This window comes from Paracoccus kondratievae (assembly GCF_009301415.1).
In the GTDB taxonomy this organism is placed as follows: Bacteria; Pseudomonadota; Alphaproteobacteria; order Rhodobacterales; family Rhodobacteraceae; genus Paracoccus; species Paracoccus kondratievae.
Window position 1 is genome coordinate 535,769 of sequence record NZ_CP045072.1, and the last position, 19,811, is coordinate 555,579.

Consider the following 19,811-nt stretch of genomic DNA (forward strand, 5'->3'; position numbering starts at 1 on the left):
GCTGCCATATGCCAGTATCCCGGACATTGATTTTGACAGGAGATGGTGTTTTGCGGGACTTCTTTATTGTGTGGATGGAACGGATCATCAGTGTGGTCATGGTTCTTGGGGCTGTCGCGGTCCTGCTCGGCGGGCTGGGCGTGATGACCGCGCCTCAGGGGGGGCTTCTTCCAGGCCTGATGGTCTGGATCGCCGGCACTATCTACCTGATTCTGATCGGTGGCATGGTCTACCTGGGCCTGGGCATCTACAACAATACCAAGCGCACGGCCGAGGCGATCGAACGCCTTTCGCAGCGGTCCTGAGCGTCGCTTGACAATCCTGTTACCCGGTTTATGGCCGGGTGACAGCACGCTCTTACCCCAGTGCTGCCGCTGCGCGTTCCTCGACCACGCTGAAGGGAACGCCGGGCTCATCCTTGGCACAGCGGATCACCAGCGAGGTCTTGACCGAAGCGACGTTTGGCGCGGCAGTCAGCTGCTCGGTCAAAAAGCGCTGGAAGCTGGTCAGATCGGGCGAGACGCATTTCAGGATAAAGTCGATCTCGCCGTTCAGCATGTGGCATTCGCGCACAAGCGGCCATTCGCAGGCCAGCGCCTCAAATGCGGACAGGTCGCGCTCGGACTGGCTGACCAGACGGACCATGGCAAAGACCTGCACCTCAAAGCCCAGTTCACGGGCATCAATATCGGCGTGATAACCGCGGATATAGCCCATCTCTTCCAGCGCGCGGACGCGGCGCAGGCAGGGCGGCGCGGAAATGCCCACGCGCCGGGCCAGCTCGACGTTGGTCATCCGGCCATCGGCTTGCAGTTCTGCCAGAATTTTGCGGTCGATTTCGTCAAGTCTGGCGGCGGTCATCTGGTCCCCTGATTTGCCTTGCGGGCAAAAAACATGCCGGAAACTATCTTGCAAGGCCGGGTTGCGCAACATTCTTTCCAACATTGTGGAAAAGGGCCTTATGGATTGCATGGAGGCTCGGCGGTGATTAGCTAATGCAGCGCCAAGCAAGAGGTCCGTTCCATGTCCCAAGTCCCTGCCGAGATTGCTGCCGACACCAGCCTGCCTGCCCATACCCGTGTGCTGATCGTGGGTTCGGGGCCGGCGGGTTATACCGCTGCCGTCTATGCCGCGCGGGCGATGCTGAAGCCGGTGCTGATTCAGGGGATGCAGCCGGGCGGTCAGCTGACCATTACGACCGAGGTCGAGAACTGGCCGGGCGAGACCGAGATTCAGGGCCCCGACCTGATGGTCAGGATGGAGGCCCATGCCCGGGCCATGGGCGCGCGCATTTTTGTCGATACCGTGACCCGGCTTGACCTTCAGCAGCGGCCTTTTGTCGCCGAGCTTGATTCGGGTGCGCGTATCACGGCGGATGCGGTGATCCTTGCCACCGGCGCGCAGGCGCGTTGGCTGGGGCTGCCGAGCGAAGAGAAATTCAAGGGCTTTGGCGTTTCGGCCTGCGCCACCTGCGACGGCTTCTTCTATCGGGGCCGCGAGGTCGTGGTGGTCGGCGGCGGCAATACTGCTGTCGAAGAGGCGCTGTTTTTGACCAATTTTGCCAGCAAGGTGACGCTGATCCATCGCCGGGACAGCCTGCGCGCCGAAAAAATCCTGCAAGAGCGGCTGTTCCGCAATCCCAAGGTCTCGGTCCTGTGGGATCATGAACTGGTCGAGGTCGCCGGAACCGACGGTCCTCTGGGCGTGACCGGCGTTCGCGTGCGCCACGTCCGGGAAGGGGCCGAACAGGTGGTACCAGCGGACGGGGTTTTCATCGCTATCGGCCATGCCCCGGCCTCAGAGCTGGTCAAGGACCAGTTGGAGCTGCACAAGGGCGGCTATGTAAAGGTCGAACCGGGTTCGACCCGGACCTCGATCCCCGGCGTTTTTGCAGCAGGTGACCTGACCGACCATGTCTATCGTCAGGCCGTGACCAGTGCGGGCATGGGCTGCATGGCCGCACTTGATGCAGAGCGGTGGCTGGCCGAACATGACATGGCTGGCGAGCCCGTCCCCGAGGCGGCAGAGATCCCGGCCTGATCGCCCCCTATTCTTCGCTTCGGAGCCTGACCGTGACCCTGCCGCATCATCAACCGATCCGCGAGCTTTTGGTCAGCGCCGAGGCAGGGCGCAAACTGCTGGATGAGACAGCACGCCTTGCGATCTGGGATCTGACCGGGGACCAGCTTGCCGATCTGCGACTGTTGGTAAACGGCGGCTATGCGCCGCTGCGGGGGTTTCTGCCCCAGGCGGACCATCAGGCGGTGCTGGAGCAGATGCGGCTGGCCTCGGGCGCGCTGTGGCCCGTGCCGGTGCCTCTGGATATCAGCGCGGAGTTCGCCGCTGAGATTGATGCGGGCGAAGATATTGCCTTGCGTGCGCCGGATGGCACGATCCTTGCCATCATGTCCATCACCGACAAGTGGGCCCCTGACTGGCGGGCCGAGGCTGAAGAGCTGTTTGGAGGCTGTGACCCCTCTCATCCCGGGGTGGTGCGGATGGCGGCGCTTGCCGGGCGGGTCTGTCTGGGCGGGCCGGTCAAGGGGTTGCCGGTGCCGGATGCTGTCGCGGGCGGGCCGAATGCGATGCGCTCTGACTGGCGCGAGCAGGGACGGGCGCGGGTGCTTGCCTGTGACCCTGGCGATGAGGCATTGGCCCGGCCGGTTGCGCAGGCGCTGGACGCTACGCTGCTGACGCTGCCTGCCCCACGCCACTATGGTCCGCGCGAGGCGCTGCGCCTTGCAATTCTTGCGCGCAATTATGGGGCGACGGATCTGCTGCTGCCTGCGGATGAGGCCGCGCAAGATCTGCTGCGCGCCCATCAGGACGAGATTGGCGTGACGCTTGCACGGCGCGACTCCGCCGACGTGCTTTCCGGCTGAAAACTGGCAACGTTGACCGGACAGGTGCCTTCGCCTATCGCGGAAACCAGCGCAAAGCAGCAAAGGAAAGCGGATGACCGAACCGGTCCTGATCCTGACCATGAAATGGGGCACCGTTTACGGGGCCGAGGATGTGAACAGGCTTTACCGCCAGGTCGCCCGCCACCTGTCCCGGCCCCATCGCTTTATCTGCTTTACCGATGATGCCAGGGGTATCGACCCCGACGTCGAGGCGTTGCCGCTGCCCGAACTTGGCCTGCCGCCCGGTCATGGCGACACGCGCTGGCGCAAGCTTGCGCTGTTCCGGCGCGATCTGGGCGGGTTCACCGGGATGACGGCGCTGTTTCTGGATCTCGATCTGGTGGTCGTGAACGATCTGTCGCCGTTCTTTGACCTGCCGGGCAAGTTCCTGATCATCCGCGACGACGATCTGTTCCGCGCCAAGCCGCTGCGCAAGATCAACCCTGCGCGCGATCGGTTTCTGCATTCGGTCGGCAACTCGTCGGTCTTTCGTTACGAGGTCGGGGCGCATTCCTATATCCTTGACGCCTATCTGGCCGATCCGGGCGCCGCGACTGCGGGCTATGAGATCAGCCAGCAGTTCCAAAGCGCCCAGCTTGCCGCCCATGGCCATCTGCAATACTGGCCCAAAGGCTGGTGCGTCAGTTTTAAAAATGATTGCGTCCCGCGCGGTCTGCGCAGCTATCTTCGCGACCCGAGCCTGCCAGCCGGCGCCAGGATCGTTCTTTTTGCAGGTGCCCCAAAGATGGAAGATGTCTTCGCCGGGCGCGGACATAAATGGTATCGCCGTATCGGCAATATCGACTGGCTGCGGGCGGCCTGGCAGGGATGATCGGGGATGTGCTGCGGCGTCTGAAACAGGCGCGCCGGATTGCCCGCGCCGAGGCCGAGATATTGGCCCGGCAGCTATCGCCCGCGCCGCATGGCTTGCGCGCGCCGCTGATCGTCAGCCTGACCAGCTATCCCGCGCGCTTTGCCAGCCTGCATCTGGTGCTGCGCTCAGTTTTACAGCAGACGGTGCGGGCTGACCGGGTGATCCTGTGGCTGGATGAGGGGGATCAGGACAGGCTGCCCGCTGAGGTCCGCGCGCTGGGTGTCGAAACACGCATTTGCCCGAACTGGCGCAGCTATAAAAAGATCGTTCCGGTGCTGCTGGAAACGCCTGACGCTTATGTCGTGACGGCGGATGACGATGTGTATTACGGTCCTGACTGGCTCGAGGCGCTGGTGCGCCGTGCCGAAAGCCGCGTGGTTTGCCACCGCGCCCACCGGGTTGTGCTGGCCGCAGGCGATCCGCTGCCTTACGGCGACTGGCAACGCAATATCTCGGTGCCCGAGACCGGGCCGCTTGTCTTTCCGACCGGGGTGGGGGGCGTCCTTTATGCGCCGGGCGTGTTTCACCCGGATGTCACCGACGCGGCGTTGTTTCAGGAACTGGCCCCCTCGGCCGATGATGTCTGGCTGTACTGGATGCATCGGCTGGCAGGCAGCAGACCGGAAAAGATCGGCGGGCGTTTTCGCATCACGGAATGGCCCGGCACGCAGCAGCAGAACCTGCGGCAGGGCAATCTGACGGGGGACGGCAATGATCGTGCCGTCCGCGCCCTTGTCGAGCATTACGGCTTTCCTGGCTGAATTTCCTGCCCGGATCGGGCCATGCGGCTTGAATGGCGCGGGTCTGGCTGGCTGTGGGCTGGCTTTCGCCCGGCGCCGCCGCCCGAAGCAATGCGACGGCGCCGGTTCTGATGGCCCGGGGTCAGTGCACGCTGACCGGGGTCAGTTCATTCTGGCGGGCCAGAAGAAAGGCGAGGCTGCGATCCTTGACCAGTGCCAGCCGTTCTCCGTCCGCGCCATGTACGGCGTAAAGCGCATCGGCGCCGGGCACCTGACGGCGAACCTCATCCGGCAGCGTGTCCATGGCGACACGGCGGATATAGACGATGTTGCCCGCGTTCTCTGAGCCGAAATCGAATTTCTCGTTCATTTGCGATCCCCTTTCATTTGCGGCTGATCGGTATCGTCTGCACGATGCTGTCCGGGACAGAGCGGCGCAGGTCGATGTTCAGAAGCCCGTTTTCCAACCCCGCCGAGACCACCTCGACCCCATCGGCCAGCACAAAGCTGCGCTGGAAGGCGCGGGCGGCAATGCCCCGGTGCAGGAACACGCGGCCCTCTTCGGTCTCTGCCTGACGGCCGCGAATCACCAGCTGGCGGTCCTCCAGCGTGATCGACAGATCGTCATCGGAAAAGCCCGCCACGGCCAGCGTGATACGGAAGCCGTTCGGCCCCTGATGTTCAATATTGTAGGGCGGATAGCCCTCGGCGCCCTTGGCTGCCCTTTCCGCCAGACGCTCCAGCTGGTCAAACCCCAGCAGGAACGGATGAGCGGCCAGACTGATCTTGGTCATCCCCAAGCCCTTTGCATCAAAGCGACTGTCGGCCGGACCCCGGAAGTGGCGATCCGACAAGATCAATATGTGAACGCGCGCGACGCTGCGCAAGATGCAGGTGGCGTGTTGCGCTGGAACGGCAAGGCCCATTAACACTGCGTTCGCACTGGGTTATAACCGCATCAGTCCAGCCCGAGGCACGACATGAACGCCCAATACGAGATGTCCCCCGAAGAGATCACCCGCGCCAGGCTGGAAGTGCTGCGGCGCGAACATCGGGATCTGGACGAGGCGATCGCGGCGCTGGCCAGCCAGAGCCTGACCCATTCGCTGACCCTGCAGCGGCTGAAAAAGCAAAAGCTCGCGCTCAAGGACCGCATTGCCCGGCTTGAGGACGAACTGACCCCTGACATTATCGCCTGATTGCATGATGCAGCCCGTCGCGTTAGGGCGGGGCGCAAAAGGGGATCGAGCCATGGATAAAGCCGCCGCAAAACCGGTCGGGATCATCATGGGCAGCCAGTCCGACTGGCCGACCATGCGCGAGGCCGCCACGATTCTGGACGAACTGGGCATCAGTTACGAGACGCGCATCGTCAGCGCCCATCGCACGCCGGACCGGCTGTGGGACTATGGTAAGACCGCCGTTGCGCGCGGGCTTAAGGTCATCATCGCCGGGGCGGGCGGTGCTGCGCATTTGCCGGGCATGATGGCCAGCAAGACGCGGGTGCCGGTGATCGGCGTGCCGGTCCAGACCCGGGCGCTGTCGGGTGTCGATTCGCTTTATTCGATCCTGCAGATGCCCAAGGGCTATCCGGTCGCCACTATGGCTATCGGCGCGGCGGGCGCAGCTAATGCCGGGCTGATGGCGGCGGGGATTCTGGCGATCTCTGACCCCGATCTGGCGGCGCGGCTCGACGCATGGCGGCAGGCCCTGTCCGATTCCATCCCCGAGGAGCCCAAGGATGAGTGAACTGAAACCCGGCGCCACCATCGGTATTCTTGGCGGCGGGCAGTTGGGCCGCATGCTGTCGGTCGCGGCAAGTCGTCTTGGTTACCGCTGCCATGTCTATGAGCCGGGCGCCGCTCCGGCCGGGGATGTCGCCCATCAGCTGACGACCGCCCCTTACGAGGATCACGAGGCCCTGCGCGCCTTTGCCGAATCGGTCGACGTGATCACCTATGAGTTTGAGAATGTGCCGACAGCGGCGCTGGATCTGCTTGAGGCCTTGCGCCCGATCCGGCCCAATCGCCGCGCGCTTGCCATCTCGCAGGACCGGCTTGGCGAAAAAGACTTTCTGACCGGCATCGGCCTGCGCACCGCGCCCTATCGCAATGTCGAGACCGAGGCCGATCTGCCCGAGGCGCTTGCCGCCCTTGGCGCGCCCTCGATCCTCAAGACCCGGCGGCTGGGTTATGACGGCAAGGGGCAGATCCGCTTTTCGGATGCCGGACAGCGGGACTGGACCGGCGCGCCCTCGGTGCTTGAAGGTTTTGTCGATTTTTCGGCCGAGATCAGCGTCATCGTGGCGCGGGGCGCGGATGGCCAGGTGTCGGCCTATGATCCGGGGCTGAACGTGCATCGTGAAGGCATCCTGCGCACGACCACCGTGCCTTGCGGTTTACCAGCCGGTCTTTTGACCGACGCGGTGCTGATCGCCGGTCGTATCGTCAATGCGCTGGACTATATCGGCGTCATGGGGGTCGAGCTGTTCGTCACCAGGACCGGACTGATCGTGAACGAGATTGCGCCGCGCGTCCATAACTCGGGCCACTGGACCCAGGCTGGTTGCGCCGTCGATCAGTTCGAACAGCACATCCGCGCTGTTGCTGGCCTGCCTTTGGGCGATGGTCAGCGTTATGCGGATGTCGAGATGGAGAACCTGATCGGCGACGATGTCCTGCGTATCCCCGAACTGTTGAAACAGCCGCGCACGCAGGTCCATCTTTACGGCAAGGGCGAGGCTCGCCCCGGCCGCAAGATGGGTCATGTCAACCGGCTGATTTAAGGGCTTCGGCCAGGCGGTCGAATTCCTGCCGGTTACCGGGTACGCCCAGACGCAGCCAGTGCGGATGCCAGGGAAAGATGCGGCTCCAGATCCCGGCGCGGGCCAGAAGGTCGCGTGCCGTTTCTGCATCGGGCGTTTCATATAGCCGGAAAAGATGCGTGCCGCCGGCCAGAGACCAGTGCGGCGTGACGATCCGGTCAAGATACAGCGCGGCCTCGGCCAGCCAGACTACCGTATCATCGGCCCATGCCACATCTGCGAGTGCCTGGGTGCCGATCTCGATCGCCGGACCGCCGACTGACCATGGACCGGCCCGCTCGGCCAGCCTGGCAAGCAGATCGGGCGTGGCCAGCGCAAAGCCAAGGCGCAGACCGGCCAGCCCCCAGAACTTGCCAAAACTGCGCAGCACGGTGACGTTTTCGGGCCGCTGTCCCGCCACCGACAGATCAGGGCGCGGATCGGCAAAGCTTTCATCGACGACCAGATGACCAACCGTTGCGGCGATGTCGGCGATCCGGGCGGGGGTGAACTCGCGGCCATCGGGGTTGTTTGGGTTCACGATCACCGCCAGATCGGCCCCGGTCAGGGCGGCGGGGTCATTGGGCTCGGTGACCTCCCAGCCTGCGGCGCGCAGGCTTGCGGCATGTTCGTTATAGGTCGGGGACAGCACTGAGGCCCGCCGCCCAGTCAGCACATGCGGCAATAGCTGGATCGCGGCCGAGGCCCCGGCCAGTGGCAGAACCTGACCCGGATCGCAGCCGAATCGCTGCGCTGCGACCCGGGTCAGCCGGGCGTTATCGGCGCGTGTCGGCAGTGCTGTCAGGGCATGCGGGGACAGCGGCGCGGGCTGCCATGGGCGGCGGTTGATTCCTGTGGACAGGTCGATCAGATCCGCCCGTCCGGAATGGTATGCCGCCTTGTCGATATCGCCGCCGTGATCGCGCATTGGGCAAATCCTCCTGTCAGCGTCCTTGAAGCCGGGCAAAGGCGGCTGGTCAAGCGCGGGCAGGGCAACTGTCGTCAACCAGTAACGGAATTTTCGCTTTACAGCCTCATGGAACCATCACACGATATGTTGTAGGCACACTGCGGCGATTATGCCGGGTGTAGTCTGGGCCACCAAGGGTTGGGGTTTGACCTTGCCCCGATCTCAGACAGGCAGGGGGACAGGATATGGCACAGCTGGACTTCATCCATAGCGATGACATCCATCCCATCGACATCGTGGAAACCGTTGCGGCGCATCATGAGTGGGATTTTGACCGTCTGGCCGAGGATCAGATCGCCATGGCGGTCGAGGGGCAATGGCGTACCTACTCGATCACACTGGCATGGTCGCCGCGCGAAGAGGTGCTGCGGCTGATCTGCACCTTTGACATGGACCCTCCGGCGGGCAAGCTGCCGGCGCTTTACGAGGTGCTGAACCTCGCCAATGATCAGGTTTGGGATGGCGGCTTTACCTTTTGGGCGCAGCAAAAACTGATGGTCTGGCGTTATGGTCTGGTCCTGTCAGGAGAGGCGATTGCCGCCCCCTCGCAGATCGACCAGATGATCGGCAATGCCATTCTGGCCTGCGAGCGATTCTATCCCTGCTTCCAGCTTGCCTGCTGGGGCGACGCCTCGCCCGAAGCTGCAATGGGCATCGCCATTTCCGAGGCTTACGGCCACGCCTGATCCCCATGGGATCTGATCGGTCGGGCTGCCTGCCTCTGGCCCGACCTTCCTTGCGCGGCAAAGATCGCGGCCTTTCGCTTCCGCCTTTCCGTGGGTAAATCTGTGTGCAAGGGTGCGAGGGCATCGGCGTCGGAGATCCCGGCGCGCTGATGCAAGGACATGTAAGAGGGCAGGCATAGGCAATGACGGAACTATCGGCGTTGAACGGGCGCGGTCTGGTGCTGGTCGGCTGCGGCCGGATGGGCAGCGCGCTGCTGCAAGGCTGGCTGAAACAGGGGCTTGCAGCCTCGGCGGTGCATGTGATTGACCCCAACCCCCGGCCCGAACTGTCGGCGTTGGGCATTTCCGTCAACGGCGCGCTGCCGGCTGATCCGGCTGTTCTCGTGATCGCCGTCAAGCCGCAGATGATGGCCGACGTCCTGCCCCGGCTGGCAGTCGGGGAATCGACGCTGGTGGTCTCGGTCGCGGCGGGGGTGACACTTGCGGCTTATGAGCGCGCCTTTCCTGCTGCGCCGATCGTGCGCGCCATGCCGAACACTCCGGCCGCCATCGGTCAGGGCGTCAGCGCCATCATCGGCAATGCCAAGGCCGGTGCGGCCGAGCTTGAGCTGGCAGAGGCACTGATGAGTGCCGTTGGCCGCGTCGTGCGCCTGGAATCCGAGGGGCAGATGGATGCGGTCACTGCGCTGTCGGGTTCTGGTCCTGCCTATGTCTTTCATATGATCGAGGCGATGGCCGCGGCGGGCGAGGCAGAGGGGCTGCCCCCGGCGCTGGCGCTGGAGCTGGCGCGGGCAACCGTGGCCGGCGCAGGCGCACTGGCCGTTCATGAGGATGAGGACCCGGCGCGGCTGCGCGAGGCCGTGACCTCGCCCGGCGGGACCACGGCGGCGGGGCTGAAAGAGCTTATGGACCCTGAAACCGGTCTGCCACCCCTGATGCGCCGCACCATCGCGGCGGCTGCCGAACGCGGGCGGGAGCTGGGCAAATGACCGGAACCGCACAGATCAGCTGGGATGATTTCGCTGCCGTTGATATCCGCGTCGGTCGCATCACCCGCGCCGAGCCGTTCCCCGAGGCGCGGCGTCCGGCGATCAAGCTATGGGTCGATTTCGGCCCCGAGATCGGAACCCGCAAAAGCTCGGCCCAGATTACCCGGCATTACACGCCCGAGGCGCTGATCGGGCGGCAGGTTCTGGCGGTCGTGAACTTCCCGCCGCGCCAGATCGGCCCCTTTATGTCCGAAGTTCTGGTTCTGGGGCTGCCCGATGATGCGGGCGAAGTCGTGCTGATCGGCCCGGATCAGGAAGTGCCGGTCGGGGGGAGGATGTATTGATGAGGCTTCTGGTGACGCGTCGCATGACGCAGGCGGCGGAACGCGCGCTTTCGGCCCGGTTCGAGACCAAGATCCTTGACCGCAAGGACGGGCTGAGCGTTCAGGAGGCTGCGCAGGCCCTTGCCGATTATGACGCGATCATGCCGACGCTGGGCGACCGCTTTACGGCCGAGGCTTTTCAGGGTCAGCCGCGCTGTCGGCTGCTGGCGAATTTCGGCGCGGGCTACAATCATATTGATGTTAAGGCAGCGGCCGACGCGGGCGTGGCGGTCACGAACACCCCCGATGCCGTAACCGAGGCGACCGCAGATATCGCCCTGACCCTGATCCTGATGACTGCGCGCCGCGCGGGCGAAGGTGAGCGGCTATTGCGCCGTGGTGAATGGGGCGGGTGGGAACCGACACAGCTGCTTGGCCGTCATGTCACCGGCTGTACCGTTGGCATCATCGGCATGGGCCGTATCGGCAAGGCCATCGCCCGGCGCTGCCATTTCGGTTTTGGCATGGAGGTGCTGTTCTACAACCGCTCGGTGGTCTCATCTCTGGACTTTCCGGCCCGGCAGGTCGACTCTCTGGATGAATTGCTGACTCAGGCAGATTTCGCCGTCGTTGCCGTGCCCGGCGGGGCAGAGACCCGCCACCTGATCACCACGCCCGAGCTTGAGCGGCTTGGCCCGCGTTCATTCCTGATCAACATCGCCCGTGGTGACGTTGTCGAAGAGGCGGCGCTTATCGACGCGCTTAGCCGGGGCCGCATCGCCGGTGCGGGGCTGGACGTCTATGAGTTCGAGCCGAAGGTCGCCCCCGAACTGATCGGGATGGAGAACGTGACATTGCTGCCCCATCTTGGCACCGCTGCCGAAGAGGTGCGCACAGCAATGGCGATGCGCGCCATGAACAACCTTGTCGCCTTTGATGAGGGTAATGCGCTGCCCGACCGGGTGAACTGATGACGCCATCGGACCGGGCCATGGCACTGATCCGCGAGGGGATCGCCGCAGCAGAGCCGGGTGCGGCTGTGGCCCGCGCCATGGCCGAGGTTCTGGCCGATCCGCCGGGGCAGGGTGGGCGCTGGCAGGTGATCGCGGTTGGCAAGGCTGCCCGTGCCATGGCAGCGGCCGCTTTGCAGGCGCTGCCGGATGCCACGGCTCTGGTCGTGACCAATGCAGGCAATGACGCGCCGCTGGACGGGGCGGTGGTGCTGCGGGCCGGTCACCCCCAGCCTGATGCCGGGGGGGCGGCCGCGGCGGATGAGGTGATCCGCAGGCTGTCTGATGCCGGGTCACAGGACCGGGTGCTGGCGCTGATCTCGGGCGGTGGCTCGGCGATGTTGCCCGCGCCGGCCGAAGGGATGAGCCTTGCTGATAAACAGGCGGTGAACCGGCTGCTGCTTGCCTCGGGCGCGGATATCTCACAGGTCAACCTGATCCGGCAGGGGCTTTCGCGGCTTAAGGGCGGTGGCTGGCTGCGGCTGTCGCGTGCGCCGGTGACGGCGCTGATCCTTTCGGACGTGCCGGGGGATGATCTGCGGGTCATTGCCTCGGGGCCGACGGTCGCCCCGGTCGGCAGCCGTGGACAGGCGGTCACGCTGGCGCAGGACCTGGGCATTTGGGATCAGATGCCCAAAGCGGCGCAAGATGCGCTGCGGCGACCCGAGGACAGGCGCGCCCTGCCGCAGGCGCGTAACATCCTTGTCGGCTCAAACGCGCTGTCGGTCGCGGCTATGGTCGGGGCGGGGGCCGATCCCGCGCCCATCCCGCTGAAAGGCGATGTGCAGGACTGCGCCGAGGCGATCTGGGCGCTGGCGGCGGATCTGTGCCCCGGTCAGGCGCTGGCCTTTGGCGGCGAGACGACGGTGCGGCTGATCGGCGACGGCATGGGCGGGCGCAATCAGGAACTGGCCCTGCGTGTTGCTCTTCTGGCCGAGGCGCGGCCTGTGCCTTTTGACTGGGCCTTTGCCTCGGTCGGCAGCGACGGGCGCGACGGCCCGGGCGAGGCGGCCGGAGGTCTGGTCGTCCCCGGCACGCCGCGGGCGATCCGGGCGGGCGGCATCGATCCGGTTGCGGCCTTGGCGCGCAACGATTCTACCCCGGCCTTGGCGGCAGGCGATGCGTTGGTGACAACCGGCGCGACGGGCACCAATGTCGCGGATCTGGCGGCGCTGGTGCGCGCAGCGGGGGCTTGACCCGGCGCGCGGGCCCTGCTCAGGCTGACGCCACAGGCCAAGGCGGAACCGCATGCTTTACAGCTATATCAGTCACGGGACCGGCCTTTTGCCGCTGCCCGAGGGGCGCCCGCTCGCGGACGCGATCTGGATTGATCTTTACCGCCCGCTGGATGCACAGGTCCGGGCGGTTTCTGACCTGGGGTACGAGATCCCGACACTTGCCGATATGGAAGAGATCGAGATCTCGAACCGGCTGTATATCGAGGGCGGGCGGCTTTACATGACCGGGGTACTGCCGGGGCAGTTGCCTGATGCAACCCCCGTCGCGATGCCGGTCACCTTTATCGTGGACGATCAGCGTCTTGTCACCGTGCGTCACCACGCGCCGCGCCCCTTTGAGACCTTTCCGGCCCGGGCCGAGCGTTCCAGCAGCGGCTGTGCCAGCGCCGAGCGCGTCCTGTTGGGCCTGATAGAAGAGATCGTCGGCAGGCTGGCCGATATCTCGGAAGGGGTGACGAAAGTGCTCGACAAAACGACATCGCAGGTGCTGACGATGAACTCTGCCAAGGCGGCCGGGCGGTTGCAGGCCGCGCTGGTCACGCTTGGCCAACAGGCTGAACTGATGAGCCGGGTGCGCATGGGTCTTTTGTCGATGGACCGCATTCTGGTCTATCACGCCAGCAACACCGCCCATCGGCCCGACAGCACCCGCATGCGCCCCCTGCATAGCGCCATTCAGCGCGACATTCAGGCGCTCGAGGTTCATGCCGATTTCCTGGGTTCGCGCATCGGCATGGTGATGGACGCGGCCATGGGCATGATCGGGCTGATGCAAAACGACCGGGTACGCATCCTGTCGGTGGTGACGGCGCTGTTTCTGCCTCCGACGCTGATCGCCAGTGTGTATGGGATGAACTTTACCCATATGTCACAGCTTGAACTGGAATGGGGCTTTCCGATGGCGCTGGGGATGATGGTTGCCTCGGCTGTCATTACCTTTCTGGTGCTGAAATGGCGCAACTGGCTTTGAGGCAGATTGGCGATGCCCGGCAGGGTTGCCTTGCCTGCCTTCGCACCTGCGCCTAAGACCGGGGCATAGGCCAAATGAAGGGGAACCGCGGATGAGATCGACGCTCAGCTACATGACCTGGCCCTTCATCCTGACAGGGGTCGGACTAGCCCTCGCCGCATTTCTGGGATGGGAGTATCACGGCACAGGCGCAGGCGCGCTGGCCTTTCTGCTGATCGCAGGGATCCTGGCGGTGCTGGAAATCTCGCTGTCTTTCGACAATGCCATCGTCAACGCCAACAAGCTGCGCGAGATGACGCCGAAGTGGCAGCACCGGTTTCTGACCTGGGGCATTGTCATCGCGGTGTTTGGTATGCGGGTGATCTTTCCGCTGTTGGTGGTGGTCATCGCCGCCCGCCTTGCCCCGTGGGAGGCGCTGCGCCTTGCCGCCACCCAGCCGCAGGAATATTCGCGCATCATCCATGAGGCGCATTTGCCCATCGCAGCCTTTGGCGGGGCTTTCCTGATGTTGGTGGCGCTGAACTATTTCTTTGATCAGGCCAAGGATGTGGACTGGATCAAAGGGGTCGAGGCCGCCTTGCGCAAACTGGGCGAGATCCGCGGCATGGAGGTCGGTTTCGTGCTGATCTGCATGTTGGTGATCGTCAGCCAGATGCCGGCGGAAAGTGAGCATACCTTTATCATCGCCGCGATCTGGGGGATAATTACCTATCTGCTGGTCGATATGCTGGGCCATGTGCTTGACAGTTGGGGGGCATCGCGCAGCCATGCCGATATGGCGCGTGGTGGCTTTGGCGCGTTCCTTTACCTTGAGGTGCTGGACGCCTCGTTCAGCTTTGACGGTGTGATCGGGGCCTTTGCGCTGACCCAGAACCTGTTTCTTATCGCTATCGGGCTGGGCATCGGGGCCTTTTACGTCCGGGCCATGACGGTCATGATGGTCGAGCGCGGTACGCTATCCGCCTTTCGTTACCTTGAACACGGGGCGTTCTGGTCGATCCTTGTCCTGTCGGTGCTGATGTTCGTTCAGACGTTGCGCCCCATCCCCGAGGTGGTCACCGGGCTTTTGGGTGCAGGCTTCATCGGCATGGCTTTTCTAAGCTCGGTTGCCTGGCGCCGCCGTCACCCGCAAGACTGACCGGGCGGCGGCAAATGGGGTGGGCCTTTGTGGCCCGGCCCCCTTTCGCGCATGACTCAGACGCTGCCCCCAAGGGGGCGGGTCGCCAGAAAGAGCCAATCGCGGACCCCGCCTTCGACCAGGGGCGAGATCTTGTCCCAGACCTCGGCATGATAGGCGTCAAGCCAGGCCACCTCGGCAGGTGACAGCAGCCCCGGTTCAATCAGGCGGCGGTCGATCGGGGCAAAGGTCAGCGTTTCGAACCCTAGCATCTCACGCCCATCGGGGCTTTGGCGGTTCTCGATCACGATCAGGTTTTCGATGCGGATGCCAAAGGCCCCTTCGCGGTAATAGCCCGGCTCGTTCGACAGGATCATGCCGGGTTGCAGCGGAATGTCCGAGATGCGCGAGATCCGCACCGGCCCCTCATGCACCGACAGGCCCGCGCCGACGCCATGGCCGGTGCCGTGGTCGTAATCCATGCCCTCGGACCATAGGGGCGCGCGGGCGAGCGCGTCGATGTGGCATCCGGCGACGCCTTTCGGGAACTGGACCTGCGAAACGGCGATCATGCCTTGCAGCACCCGTGTATAGGGGCGCCGCACTGCCGGATCGACCGGGCCCATCGGCAGGGTGCGGGTGATGTCGGTGGTGCCGTTTTCATATTGTCCGCCGGAATCGACCAGCAGTACATGGCCAGGCTCGATCCGCAGGTTGCTGTCCTGACTGACGTGGTAATGCGGGATCGCAGCATGGGGGCCGGTCGCCGAGATGGTGTCAAAGCTGATGTCGAGGATGCCGCGCGCGGTGCGCAGTGCCTCAAGCTTTTGCGCGACGTCGATTTCGGTCAGCGGCTCGGCCCCAAGCAGCGGAGCACGGCTGTCAAGCCAGCATAGCAGTTCGGTTATTGCTGCACCGTCCTGCAGATGGGCGGCGCGCATGCCGGCAACTTCGGCCGGGTTTTTGCAGGCCTTTGGCAGGATCACCGGATCGGGTGCCTCGACGATCGGGGTCTTCATGCTTTCGATCAGCGCAAACACCCGGTCGGGCGCGCTGGCGGGATCGACCCGCACCGGCCCGGCAAGGTTGGTCAGCGCCGGCGTCAGCGCGACCAGAGGCAGGACCGAGACCTCATTGCCAAGGGCGGCCCGCACCTCGGGGCCGAATTTGGCGGGGTCGGTAAAGACGGCAACATGGCCGTTTTCCTCGATGATGGCAAAGCACTGTACCACCGGGTTCTTGGGCACGTCCGCGCCGCGGATATTAAGCAACCACGAGACCGAGTCGGGCAGGGTCAGCACTGCCGCCTGCTGCCCGGCCTTGCGCAGGGCGTCGGCGATGCGGGCGCGCTTTTCCGCCGCGGTTTCGCCTGCGACCGCGTCGGGCCATAGGCGCACCACCCCGACCGGAGGTTCGGGCTGGTCAGTCCAGATCGCATCGACCGGGTTCGTTTCCAGCGCGATCAGGGCAATGCCGGTCCCGACAAGACCCTTTTCCATCTCGCGGATCTCGCGCCGGGTGTGCAGCCAGGGGTCATAGCCGATGCGGCCGCCTTCGGGCAGGGCCTGATGCAGCCAATCCGAGGGGCGGGTTTCCGGCCAGGGGACCGGGGTGAAATGTGCGGGATCCACCTCGGCCTTGACCTGCACCCGATAGCGGCCGTCGATGAACACGCCCGCCCGGTCGGGGGTGACGATGCAAAAGCCGGCACTACCGGTAAAGCCGGTCAGCCAGGCCAGCCGCGCATCGCGGGCTGCGACATATTCCCCCTGATGCGCATCCGCACGCGGCACCAGAAAGCCGTCGAGGTCACGCGCCGCAAGTTCGCGGCGCAAGGCTGCCAGCCGGGGCGGATGCGCGGCGGGGTTGGAATAGCTGTCATAGGTCTGGAACATGCTCGCCTCTGGCTTTCTTGTGCTTGGGATATCAGGCGCGGGTCAGCGCCTCTTTCGCGCCGGGCAGGGTGCGGGCCAACCCGTCGGCCACCGCCTCGGCACTGCGGCGATGGTGAAAATCGGTGGCGACCCGCGCGCGCGAAGCCTGTGTCAACCGCAAGGCCCTGGCAGGATCCGCGCAGAGCCGCGCGATCTCGTCAGCCATGGCCTCGGGGTGCTCGGGTGGGACAAGGATAGCGTCGCGGCCCGATGTGATCAGCTCATGATTGCCGCCGACATCGGTGACGACGACCGGCATTTCCATTGCCATCGCCTCCATGATCGCTACGGAAATCCCTTCGTTCAGGCTGGCCAGCGCAAAGATATGGGCGTTCTCAAGCCCTTCGCGCACGCGATCCTCACTGACCGCGCCCAGCAGGGTGACTGCATCGCCCAACCCCTTGGCGGCGATCAGCGCATCAAGCTGGCGGTGATAGCCCGAACCACCCTGTTCGTCCTCGCCCGCGATTTCAAGCCGGGCGTCGATACCGCGGGCGCGTAGCAGGGCGACCGTCTCGATCAGGTGGTCATGCCCCTTGATTGCGTTAAGTCGTCCGCAGCTGAAGATGCGCACTGGCCCACCCGGAGCAGGGGGCTGCCATGGTCTGCGGCGCTTGATCTGGTCCAGATTGACCCCCATCGGCGCAATCAGGATGGTCGAGGGACGGTCCGCCCCGATATCGTGTTCGGCCACGCGGGCGAGCAGTTGTGAAATGATGGTGACGAACCGTGCATGCCGCCATTTCTGGCGCTGGTTCGGGCCGTAGCCCTCTAGCGTCGGGCCGTGCAGGGTCAGGCTGTAACCCGGCCCCCCCAGCCGTTCGGCGAACATGGCGATATTGGCGCTGTCGGCGCAGCTATGGACATGGATATGGCTCCAGCCCTGTTCGCGGGCAATGCGCTTGAGCCGCGCCCCCATGCCAAGCAGTGCGAGCATCCGCAGCCGTGCCTTCAGGCCGTGCGCCTCGGCCGTAAAGGCCGCGCCAAGGCCACGTGCCCAGCCCGAGGGGCCCGAGCGCAGGAATTCCGCGATCATGCCAAGACCTTCGGCCCCAAGCGGCATCAGATAGCGGGTACGCGCCTGCGCTTCGGCCGCCCAGCTGTGCGAGGCGACGGCGCGCGGCGGCGGTCGGGTCGAGACAAGGTCGGCCTCGACCCCCAGCGCTGCCAGCGCCTGCCGTTCGCGCCACAGAAAGATATGGGTCTGGCCCGGGAACTCGGGTATGAAAAATCCGATCTTCAACACGTCGAAGCCTCTTGGCCTGCGAGGCGAAAGCGGCCCCGGCCTGACCGAACTGGTCGCATGGGAGACCGGGGCAGATCAAGCAGCCGGAAAGGACAGGATTACCCCACCCGGCGCAGGTTCATCGCGCGCGCGCGCTTTCTGGGATCGGATTCGAACAGAGCGGCAAGCTGTTCGGTCATTGCCCCGGCCAGTTGTTCGGCATCGGTGATCGTGACCGCGCGTTCGTAATAACGGGTCACGTCGTGGCCGATACCGATGGCCAAAAGCTCAACCAGCTTCTTGCGTTCGATCATCGAGATCACGTCGCGCAGGTGCTTTTCAAGAAAGTTCGCCGGGTTGACCGACAGGGTCGAGTCATCGACCGGCGCACCATCCGAAATCACCATCAGGATCTTGCGTGCCTCGGACCGGCGGGACAGGCGACGATGCGCCCACTCCAGCGCCTCGCCGTCGATGTTTTCCTTCAGCAGTCCCTCTTTCATCATCAGACCAAGGTTCGGACGCACGCGCCGCCATGGCGCATCGGCGCCCTTGTAGATGATGTGGCGCAGGTCGTTCAGCCGTCCGGGTTGGGCGGGGCGACCGGCTGCCAGCCATTTTTCACGGCTTTGCCCACCTTTCCATGCACGGGTGGTAAAGCCAAGGATCTCGACCTTGACCTGAGTGCGCTCAAGCGTGCGGGCAAGGACGTCGGCGCAGATCGCGGCAATGCTGATCGGCCGGCCCCGCATCGAGCCCGAGTTGTCCAAAAGCAGCGTCACAACGGTGTCGCGGAATTCGGTGTCCTTTTCGATCTTAAAGGACAGGGGCGTCGTCGGGTTCGCCACCACCCGGGCAAGGCGTCCGGCGTCAAGCACGCCCTCTTCCTTATCAAACTCCCAGCTGCGGTTCTGCTGCGCCTGCAGGCGGCGCTGCAACTTGTTGGCCAGCCGCGAGACCGCGCCGCGCAAGGGTTCAAGCTGTTTGTCGAGATAGGCGCGCAGCCGCTCAAGCTCGGCCGGGTCGGCCAGATCCTCGGCGCGGATCTCTTCGTCGTATTCCTGAGTATAGACTTTGTAATCCGGGCTGGCCTCGCTGACCTGAGGCGGCAGGTCGGGCGGGGTTTCGGATTCCGAGATTTCGGCGTCGTCTACCAGCTCTTCATCGGACTGGTCGTCCATACTGACCTGAGCCTGACGCTCATCCTGCGTCTGGTCCTGGGTGCGCTCGGGGCTGGCTTCGGCCTCGTCGTCCTGGTTCTGGTCGCGGGACTGGTCGTTGCCTGCTTCCTCGTCCTGTTCGGCGTTCTCGTCGGCCTCATCCTCTTCCGGTTCGTCAGGGTCCTCACCCAGCTGGTCGCCATAGCCCAAGTCGGCGATGAGCTTGCGGGAAAGACGCGCAAAGGCGGCCTGATCGGGCAGTACCTCGCCGACGTGCCCCAATTCGCTGCCGGCCTGTTCCTCGATAAAGGGGCGCCACAGGTCCGCGACATGCTGCGCGGCCGGGGGCAGGGGGCGACCGGTTGCGATCTGGCGCAGGATATAGCCCGCCGCGACGGCCAAAGGCGCATCGGCCGGGGCCTTGATCTGGCCATAGCCCTTGCGCTCGGCCTCTTGCCCCAGCTTGGCGTCGATATTGGACAGCGCGCCCGGCATGTCGCGCGCGCCCAATGCCTCGCAGCGCACCGTTTCCATCGCCTCATAGAGGTCGCGCGCCATCGGTCCGGCGGGGGCGTATTTCGCGTGGGTTGCGGGATCGTGGTGACGCAGTTTCATCGCCAGTGCATCGGCGGTACCACGCGCCAGCAATACCTCGTCCCGGGTCATGCGGCGGCTGACCTGAGGCAGGCGCATCGTGTCGCCTGCCACCCCCGCAGGATCGGCGGTGAAGGTCACGTTCAGCTCGCGCTCTTCGGCAAGGGCGCGGGTGGCCTCGGTCAGGGCCTTCTTGAACGGATCGGCGGGGTTGTCGGATTTTTTCATCGGATGTTCCAGAAACCTGCTTTGGCCGCCATCACAGCATATCCCCT

22 protein-coding genes are annotated in these 19,811 nt (G+C 64.7%); 15 read left to right on the plus strand and 7 right to left on the minus strand.

Annotated elements, in window-relative coordinates; all coding sequences use genetic code 11:
- The first annotated feature begins 74 nt into the window (after positions 1 to 74).
- The gene (locus F8A10_RS02745) at positions 75 to 305 is read left to right on the plus strand and encodes a hypothetical protein (RefSeq protein WP_227493401.1); all 231 of its coding nucleotides are present in this window, start codon (positions 75 to 77) and stop codon (positions 303 to 305) included.
- A gap of 52 nt (positions 306 to 357) precedes the next feature.
- On the opposite strand, the gene F8A10_RS02750 is transcribed toward F8A10_RS02745, so the two are convergent.
- On the minus strand, positions 358 to 861 hold the full coding sequence (locus F8A10_RS02750; protein WP_029371393.1) for an Lrp/AsnC family transcriptional regulator: 504 nt from the start codon (positions 859 to 861) through the stop codon (positions 358 to 360).
- A gap of 162 nt (positions 862 to 1,023) precedes the next feature.
- Here F8A10_RS02750 and trxB point away from each other — a divergent pair, with 162 nt between their 5' ends.
- The 4 genes from trxB (at position 1,024) to F8A10_RS02770 (ending at position 4,538) form a co-directional block, all read left to right on the plus strand.
- Positions 1,024 to 2,040, plus strand: coding sequence for a thioredoxin-disulfide reductase (gene trxB / locus F8A10_RS02755; protein WP_152366632.1), 1,017 nt, complete (start codon positions 1,024 to 1,026; stop codon positions 2,038 to 2,040).
- A 32-nt stretch (positions 2,041 to 2,072) separates the two neighbouring features.
- Complete coding sequence (locus F8A10_RS02760; protein ID WP_152366633.1) at positions 2,073 to 2,882, plus strand: bifunctional sulfate adenylyltransferase/adenylylsulfate kinase; 810 nt, start codon at positions 2,073 to 2,075, stop codon at positions 2,880 to 2,882.
- A gap of 73 nt (positions 2,883 to 2,955) precedes the next feature.
- A complete protein-coding gene (locus tag F8A10_RS02765; RefSeq protein ID WP_152366634.1) occupies positions 2,956 to 3,735 on the plus strand; it encodes a hypothetical protein in 780 nt (259 codons plus the stop codon).
- The gene (locus F8A10_RS02770) at positions 3,681 to 4,538 is read left to right on the plus strand and encodes a glycosyltransferase family 2 protein (RefSeq protein WP_227493402.1); all 858 of its coding nucleotides are present in this window, start codon (positions 3,681 to 3,683) and stop codon (positions 4,536 to 4,538) included. Before F8A10_RS02765 ends, F8A10_RS02770 begins: the two co-directional genes overlap by 55 nt.
- A 121-nt stretch (positions 4,539 to 4,659) precedes the next feature.
- Here the strand turns inward: F8A10_RS02770 and F8A10_RS02775 are convergent, their stop codons facing one another.
- Both F8A10_RS02775 and F8A10_RS02780 read right to left on the minus strand, forming a co-directional pair.
- Positions 4,660 to 4,887, minus strand: coding sequence for a DUF1150 family protein (locus F8A10_RS02775; RefSeq protein WP_010392836.1), 228 nt, complete (start codon positions 4,885 to 4,887; stop codon positions 4,660 to 4,662).
- A gap of 13 nt (positions 4,888 to 4,900) precedes the next feature.
- A complete protein-coding gene (locus F8A10_RS02780) occupies positions 4,901 to 5,311 on the minus strand; it encodes an Hsp20 family protein (RefSeq protein ID WP_010392833.1) in 411 nt (136 codons plus the stop codon).
- A 186-nt stretch (positions 5,312 to 5,497) separates the two neighbouring features.
- On the opposite strand from F8A10_RS02780, the gene F8A10_RS02785 reads away from it, so the two are divergent.
- Genes F8A10_RS02785 through F8A10_RS02795 form a run of 3 tightly spaced genes read left to right on the plus strand, consistent with a single transcriptional unit; the run spans position 5,498 to position 7,302 of the window.
- Positions 5,498 to 5,716, plus strand: a complete 219-nt coding sequence (locus F8A10_RS02785) for a YdcH family protein (RefSeq protein WP_010392831.1) — start codon at positions 5,498 to 5,500, stop codon at positions 5,714 to 5,716.
- Positions 5,717 to 5,768: 52 nt separating this feature from the next.
- Positions 5,769 to 6,266 carry a 5-(carboxyamino)imidazole ribonucleotide mutase gene (gene purE / locus F8A10_RS02790; RefSeq protein WP_010392829.1) on the plus strand — a complete coding sequence of 166 codons (498 nt, stop codon included), beginning with the start codon at positions 5,769 to 5,771 and terminating at the stop codon, positions 6,264 to 6,266.
- Positions 6,259 to 7,302, plus strand: a complete 1,044-nt coding sequence (locus F8A10_RS02795) for a 5-(carboxyamino)imidazole ribonucleotide synthase (RefSeq protein WP_010392827.1) — start codon at positions 6,259 to 6,261, stop codon at positions 7,300 to 7,302. Before purE ends, F8A10_RS02795 begins: the two co-directional genes overlap by 8 nt.
- On the opposite strand, the gene cobD is transcribed toward F8A10_RS02795, so the two are convergent.
- On the minus strand, positions 7,286 to 8,248 hold the full coding sequence (gene cobD, locus F8A10_RS02800; RefSeq protein WP_152366635.1) for a threonine-phosphate decarboxylase CobD: 963 nt from the start codon (positions 8,246 to 8,248) through the stop codon (positions 7,286 to 7,288). The two genes, F8A10_RS02795 and cobD, sit on opposite strands and share 17 nt — an antisense overlap.
- A gap of 227 nt (positions 8,249 to 8,475) precedes the next feature.
- Here cobD and F8A10_RS02805 point away from each other — a divergent pair, with 227 nt between their 5' ends.
- From F8A10_RS02805 to F8A10_RS02835, 7 genes are all read left to right on the plus strand, one after another.
- Positions 8,476 to 8,976 carry a type III secretion system chaperone family protein gene (locus F8A10_RS02805; protein WP_010392823.1) on the plus strand — a complete coding sequence of 167 codons (501 nt, stop codon included), beginning with the start codon at positions 8,476 to 8,478 and terminating at the stop codon, positions 8,974 to 8,976.
- Between the two features lie 182 nt (positions 8,977 to 9,158).
- Positions 9,159 to 9,965: a pyrroline-5-carboxylate reductase gene (gene proC / locus F8A10_RS02810; RefSeq protein WP_010392821.1), complete on the plus strand. Its 807-nt coding sequence runs from the start codon at positions 9,159 to 9,161 to the stop codon at positions 9,963 to 9,965.
- Positions 9,962 to 10,309, plus strand: a complete 348-nt coding sequence (locus tag F8A10_RS02815; protein ID WP_010392819.1) for a tRNA-binding protein — start codon at positions 9,962 to 9,964, stop codon at positions 10,307 to 10,309. The genes proC and F8A10_RS02815 overlap by 4 nt, the downstream gene beginning before the upstream one ends.
- Complete coding sequence (locus F8A10_RS02820) at positions 10,309 to 11,259, plus strand: 2-hydroxyacid dehydrogenase (protein ID WP_152366636.1); 951 nt, start codon at positions 10,309 to 10,311, stop codon at positions 11,257 to 11,259. The genes F8A10_RS02815 and F8A10_RS02820 overlap by 1 nt, the downstream gene beginning before the upstream one ends.
- Complete coding sequence (locus F8A10_RS02825; protein ID WP_152366637.1) at positions 11,259 to 12,494, plus strand: glycerate kinase type-2 family protein; 1,236 nt, start codon at positions 11,259 to 11,261, stop codon at positions 12,492 to 12,494. Before F8A10_RS02820 ends, F8A10_RS02825 begins: the two co-directional genes overlap by 1 nt.
- 52 nt (positions 12,495 to 12,546) lie before the next feature.
- Entirely contained in the window at positions 12,547 to 13,506 is a 960-nt protein-coding gene (locus tag F8A10_RS02830; protein WP_010392814.1) for a magnesium transporter CorA family protein, read from the plus strand.
- Between the two features lie 91 nt (positions 13,507 to 13,597).
- Positions 13,598 to 14,644, plus strand: coding sequence for a DUF475 domain-containing protein (locus F8A10_RS02835; protein ID WP_029371390.1), 1,047 nt, complete (start codon positions 13,598 to 13,600; stop codon positions 14,642 to 14,644).
- Positions 14,645 to 14,700: 56 nt separating this feature from the next.
- Here F8A10_RS02835 and F8A10_RS02840 read toward each other — a convergent pair whose 3' ends face one another.
- The 3 genes from F8A10_RS02840 to cobT form a co-directional block, all read right to left on the minus strand.
- Positions 14,701 to 16,518 carry an aminopeptidase P family protein gene (locus tag F8A10_RS02840; protein ID WP_152366638.1) on the minus strand — a complete coding sequence of 606 codons (1,818 nt, stop codon included), beginning with the start codon at positions 16,516 to 16,518 and terminating at the stop codon, positions 14,701 to 14,703.
- 31 nt (positions 16,519 to 16,549) lie between these two features.
- On the minus strand, positions 16,550 to 17,803 hold the full coding sequence (epsE, locus tag F8A10_RS02845) for an exopolysaccharide biosynthesis GT4 family glycosyltransferase EpsE (RefSeq protein WP_152366639.1): 1,254 nt from the start codon (positions 17,801 to 17,803) through the stop codon (positions 16,550 to 16,552).
- Between the two features lie 98 nt (positions 17,804 to 17,901).
- Complete coding sequence (gene cobT, locus F8A10_RS02850; protein ID WP_010392802.1) at positions 17,902 to 19,764, minus strand: cobaltochelatase subunit CobT; 1,863 nt, start codon at positions 19,762 to 19,764, stop codon at positions 17,902 to 17,904.
- Positions 19,765 to 19,811 lie beyond the last annotated feature (47 nt).